This window comes from Skermanella sp., assembly GCF_059503625.1.
In genome coordinates, this window is sequence record NZ_JCACHA010000824.1 from 3,608 (window position 1) to 8,951 (window position 5,344).

Genomic DNA, 5,344 nt, shown 5'->3' on the forward strand with positions numbered 1-5,344 from the left:
GTGCGTGTACCCGTCCTGCTTATCATGGCTCGACCGTCGCCAACTGTATTGCTCCCATACCCAATACGGTTCGTTGAAATTGTATGGGACTGTCGCTGTTACCGCCAGAGATCCTCACGCTAAGATCCCCGCGAAAAGATCAAGTGGCTGGAAAGGGGAACAGGATGGGACGGACCACAGCGGGATGGGGCAGCGGAATGCTCGGCGTGGTCATCTTCAGCGGCTCGCTGCCGGCGACGCGCATTGCGGTCGGCAGCTTCACTCCATTGTTTCTGACATCGGCGCGGGCGGTGATCGCGGCCGTGTTGGGGGCTGCGCTGCTGTTATTGCTGCGGCAGCCACGTCCTGTACGCGGCGACCTTGCCTCGCTCGCGATCGTGGCGCTCGGCGTCGTCTTCGGCTTTCCGCTTCTGACCGCGCTGGCGCTTCAATACATCACCTCGGCGCATTCGATCGTCTTCATCGGGCTCCTGCCGCTTGCCACCGCCATATTCGGCGTGCTGCGCGGCAGGGAGCGGCCGAAGCCAGCCTTCTGGCTGTTCTCGGGGGTGGGAAGCCTCGCCGTCGCCGGCTTTGCCCTGTCGCAGAGCGGCAGCACGTCGCTCACCGGCGACTTCCTGATGGTGCTGGCAGTCCTGCTCTGTGGCCTTGGCTATGCCGAAGGGGCGATCCTGTCGCGCCGGCTCGGCGGCTGGCAGGTGATTTCCTGGGCGCTCGTGCTGACGTCGCCTGTCATGGCAGTGATCGCGCTCGCCGCGATACCGGACGTGTGGACCGGCATCGAGGCTCCGGCCTGGATCGGGCTTGGTTATGTCTCCGTGTTCAGCATGCTGGTCGGTTTCGTCTTCTGGTATCGGGGACTGGCACTTGGCGGCATCGCCGGTGTGGGGCAGTTGCAGTTGCTTCAGCCCTTTTTCGGCTTGTCGCTGGCGGGGCTGCTGCTGGGCGAACCCGTCGCCTGGACAATGATTGCGGTGACGGGGCTGGTCGTGCTGTGCGTTGCGGGCGCCAGGAGGTTTGCCTGAGCGATGAGGTGATGTGATGGACATCACCGCCGCCCTTCCAACCTTGGCTAGGGCCTGAACCGACCCAAAGTGTTGCCGCGGCTTCGGTTTCGTGATCCGCTGCCGTGGGTGGTACCTTAGAGGTGGCGATGGTAGACGTGTTCTGGCTCTCAGGCGCGCAATGGGTGGTGATCGAGCCGTTCATGCTGACGAACCAGCCTGGACCTGAGCGTGAGGACGATCGCTGCATCATTTTATTTGACCGACGCAGCCACGATCGTTTCATCCCCGCTGTCGTCTTGCCGTTATAAATACCTGGAAGAGCATGGCTTGCAACAATAAGCATGCCCATAGACTGTTCAAAGCCACACACCGTGACAATGATACAACACATGGCTTAGGGGCGGCACCTGCTTGTCCATAGTGGTGTCTGAAGGTTGGTAGGAATTGCTGACGGCGCGCTCTCCTGAACTTCAGGGTCGTCGGATCAGGCGGCGAAGTGAAATGGGTGGTCGGCGGGAGCGACGTGTAGGGTATCTCAGCCGTCAACGCGGCGCAGCGTGATCTGGCCGCTTGCGAGCAGGGCCCAAAACAGCATGCAAGCGGTCTCGGCGCAGGTCAGCAGTCACTGGGTCTTGATCCGGCGCTTGAACTCCTCATGCAGCCGATCGAATACGTTCGTCGTCCTGATCGATTCCCACAGATCGGACGGATAGCGCAGGAAGGTGAACAGGTTGGCTCCCGCCTCCTCAATGCTGGCAGCGATCGCCGGGAACTTCAGCTGCCAAATCAATTCGAGAAGATGGACACCGATTTTTGAAAAGCCGAACAGGCGTCCGGCCAGCCAGAAGAACAAGTAGATGCCGGGCTGCTTGATGTCCCAGAAATCGACGTATAGCACCTCTCCCCGATCCAGTGCAGCAGCGCCCAGCAGGAAGAGAGTCTGATCGCCGGCAAAGGGATACGGAAGATGAATGCTGGCTAGGGCAGCCACGATGATCAGCGGTAAGACGTAGGAGGCGATAGTTCCAGGAAAGGTCATGACGACTGCGACTGATAGACTGAGGAGGCAGGATATCTCGGCAGCAGGGCGCAGACCTTGATCGCTTTCAGGTCTCTACCTTTCAGGGGAGGGCATTATCTGAGCCCTGGTGCATTGATCCGGACCGGCAGCTGCCTTCATGGCTTCAGGAAGACCACGGCGATAAACAGATGTGGTCGGCTGCGGCGGAACCAGGTGACCCGTCCACCAATCCGGCCGACATATTGAACACAGCTTGAGAGCTACGGACCGGGCCGATCCACAGGCTTGATTATTTCGACCGCCCAGCGGGAGAAGCCATCCTCGGAAGGGGTGCCAGGGCGCCCCTGTTCACGCGGAGTCCTGATAGGATGTGTCGAGCGCGGCGCGGATAGCCTCAGCGGTCTTCTGGCCAAAACCATGGATCGCAGCAATATCAGCTGGGTCGGCCGTGAACACGCCGCGTACCGAGCCGAAGCGCTGCAGCAGGGTGCTGGCCTTCGTGCGCCCGATCCTGGGCAATCCGCTCACAATGTACTCGGCCAGCAGCCGGGGATCAGCGGGCTTGCCGGGGCGCAATGCCAGATCGCGGCGGCCGTCCTGCAGCCGCTTGGCCATGGACAGTAGGAGGTCCGCCGTTTCCTGCAGGTTCTGCGTCCGCAATACCGTTGCCCCTTCTACCACGGCGAGGTGACTGATCGCGCCGGTAATTACCTTGGGGTCCAGAGCGATGTGGCCGTCGTACGGGTTGCCCTCGATGATCCAAACGACCTTCTCGTAGGTCGCCCGCAGCTTGGCTGCCTGCTCAGCCATGCGGCCATCCAGCAGCGAGGCCGCAAAGTCCCCGTCAGCCTTACGCTCCACGGCGGCGCCTGGCCCGATCAGATAATCGCCGACATCAAGCGAGCCGGTTTCGATCTCGACGGCGCTGCCGTCCACACCGTCAGCGGTGCGGAGCAGCTTCAGGATCTCGGCGGGTTCGTGGCAGTCGGCGATGATGCGCATGACAGCACCGGTTGGGAGCAGTGACACGTCATACAACCTCGCTGGGGTATCAAACGTCACAAACCAGAACGGCCCGATCTGTAGCTGTGAGAGTGGGACGCGTGACACAGGTCGAGGTCCTGGAAGAATTCAGTCGGTGCCGTCCGAGTCGTTTCCCCGTTTTCCCTTTACACCGACTCATCACACGGTGTCGTAGAGCCGCCCCGCCGAGCCAGGCACCCACAAAGCTTCCCAGCTGGTAGCTCAGGAACACGTTACATAGAGAGTGCCCATGCAGCGCAGCCCGTAGCAATGCGCGGTGAGACCCGACGTGAGGGGCACGGTGGTGAGCCACAGGGGCCGCATCGCGGCCGAGAACACGACTGGCGCCTTCCAATAGCACCGTGCCGACCCGGATCTTCGTGATTTGTTGCAGATCCGGCACGGACGACCGACCGGATCGTGTTAACAACAATGGTCATCTTTGCCTTCTCTTGTCACCCATGCAACTCTATGTCGCATGTGCAACCAGGCGTAGAGGTACGGTGATGATAGGGCAATGCAAATCCGGCATGATCTGCTGTCTCGTCGTCGTGATCTTGGCCGTCCTGCCGGGATGCACTAAACAGGGATCCGAAATCGAGACGGTCATCTCGGCGGGCCCTCCGCATAAAAGCGCTGCCCTGGCCGTCGTTCCGCAGCAGGGTCGCCGGTTCTGGCATCTCGCCGTGGCGGACCATGCGGCTGACGCCCGTAGAAACGCCCTGACGGGATGCGCTAATCCGCTTTGCAAGGTCGTGCACGAGTACGCGCCAGGAGATTGTGCAATCGTGGTCCAGGGACAGGACCAGGTTTTCTGGGGACGCGAGCCCAGCGAAACCATTGGTGAGATCCTGGATTATTGCAATCTGCAAACCCGCTCATGCCAACTGGTTCGTCACGAGTGTCTGCAATGACGCGGGCCTTCGGCTTCCACTGTGCGGGCGCGGCGTATTGGGGCCATATCGCGGCGCTGACTCTCTCCCGAGCGGCGCTTGGACGTTTTAGGTCGGCACCACCTATCCTGATCGGGTTGGTTCCGACGCGGCCTGCTCCAACACCGTACGATCCGGTGCGACCGATCCCGATGGTATCCGTTCCCGCCCGGATCGCCCTGATGCTGACTGCTTTGATGTTTCTTGCTCCTGCGTGGCTATCGATAGCCAAGGCGCAATCCAGCCATCATGCCCTTGTCATCGCGAACTCAGCGTACTGGAATGCAGCCGAACTCTCCAATCCGGTGAATGATGGTCAGGACGTGGCGGCGGTGCTCAGGCGGCTCGGCTTCCGCGTCGTGGAGGGAAGGGATCTCGACCGGGCTTCCATGTTCTCGCTGATCACAACCTTCACCAGAAGCCTGCCGGAAGCCTCAATTGTTGTTTTCTACTTCGCGGGACACGGCCTGCAGATCGACGGTCGGAACTACCTTCTGCCGGTCGACGCCCGAATTGGCGCACCGGCTGAAATCTTCAGCAGCGGTTTTGAAGTGACCGGCATCCTTCGCGGGATGCAGGGAGATCGGCGCGCCAAGATTATCATCCTTGATGCTTGCAGGAACAATCCGTGGCAGACCGAGTTGCAGGACGGACGCGGGATTCTTACCGGCGCGACAGGTCGTCGCGTATCCGTTCTCCCCGGGCTTGCCCAACTGGATGGCGGACCCGACACGTTGATCGCCTTCGCTACAGAGCCAAACAACGTTGCCCACGATGGAGCAGGCCGCAACAGTCCCTTTGCGGAAGCGCTGATACGTCATCTACCGGAGCCGAACCGCGAAATCAGGGAGATCCTGTCACAGGTCCGCCGGCAGGTCATCGAAGCGACGAACGGCCGGCAAATTCCGTGGGATCATTCGTCCCTGACTGAGAACGTCTACATGTCAGCACCTCCATTGTCCGCGGCGGACGTGGCCAGCAGCGGGCCCTTCGGGGCGATCGCGGTCTCCTCGCTCTATGCCGGGCGGATTCACACCGGAGTGACTGCGCGTTTCGACAACATCGACAGGGCGGTCAACAGTGCGCTGGCGCAGTGCAAGTCTAAGGCACCAAGCTGCAGTCTGAAGCTCATCGCGTCCGGATCGGAATGCCTGGCGGTAGCGACGGACAACGTTTCCCTGGGGATCGGCTGGAGCAAGGCAAGCACGTCCGAAGCGGCGGCTGCCGACGCCGTGTCCGAATGCCTGAGATCGGGAGGGCGATCCTGTACCGCAACTACATTCTGCAATCGCTGATTCGGGGCACAGTTTCAGTCCGATGCGAGATCGACTTTGGTAAATGCGGTGCTGCCCCGTGTCCAC

The 5,344-nt window shown here is 61.1% G+C and carries 3 protein-coding genes and 2 pseudogenes; 3 read left to right on the forward strand and 2 right to left on the reverse strand.

Going from position 1 to position 5,344, the window contains the following annotated elements; genetic code table 11:
* The first annotated feature begins 197 nt into the window (after positions 1-197).
* Both AC5JJ6_RS29665 and AC5JJ6_RS29670 read left to right on the forward strand, forming a co-directional pair.
* Complete coding sequence (locus AC5JJ6_RS29665) at positions 198-1,025, forward strand: DMT family transporter (protein WP_496045507.1); 828 nt, start codon at positions 198-200, stop codon at positions 1,023-1,025.
* Positions 1,026-1,153: 128 nt separating this feature from the next.
* A pseudogene (locus tag AC5JJ6_RS29670) lies at positions 1,154-1,258 on the forward strand (IS5/IS1182 family transposase); the annotation flags it as partial.
* Between the two features lie 284 nt (positions 1,259-1,542).
* On the opposite strand, the pseudogene AC5JJ6_RS29675 reads toward AC5JJ6_RS29670, so the two are convergent.
* Together AC5JJ6_RS29675 and AC5JJ6_RS29680 are read right to left on the reverse strand one after the other, a co-directional pair.
* Positions 1,543-1,791, reverse strand: a pseudogene (locus AC5JJ6_RS29675) (transposase); the annotation flags it as partial.
* Positions 1,792-2,376: 585 nt separating this feature from the next.
* Positions 2,377-3,030 (reverse strand): ERCC4 domain-containing protein, encoded by a 654-nt coding sequence (locus AC5JJ6_RS29680; RefSeq protein WP_496045508.1) that lies wholly within the window; start codon positions 3,028-3,030, stop codon positions 2,377-2,379.
* A 931-nt stretch (positions 3,031-3,961) separates the two neighbouring features.
* On the opposite strand from AC5JJ6_RS29680, the gene AC5JJ6_RS29685 reads away from it, so the two are divergent.
* On the forward strand, positions 3,962-5,278 hold the full coding sequence (locus AC5JJ6_RS29685) for a caspase family protein (RefSeq protein WP_496045509.1): 1,317 nt from the start codon (positions 3,962-3,964) through the stop codon (positions 5,276-5,278).
* The last annotated feature ends 66 nt before the right edge of the window (positions 5,279-5,344 follow it).

What these genes read in the sequence shown, in the direction of transcription:
- AC5JJ6_RS29665 (WP_496045507.1), top strand. Translation starts at nt 198, where the DNA reads ATGCTCGGCGTGGTCATCTTCAGCGGCTCGCTGCCGGCGACGCGCATT.
- AC5JJ6_RS29680 (WP_496045508.1), bottom strand. Translation starts at nt 3,030, where the DNA reads ATGCGCATCATCGCCGACTGCCACGAACCCGCCGAGATCCTGAAGCTG.
- AC5JJ6_RS29685 (WP_496045509.1), top strand. Translation starts at nt 3,962, where the DNA reads ATGACGCGGGCCTTCGGCTTCCACTGTGCGGGCGCGGCGTATTGGGGC.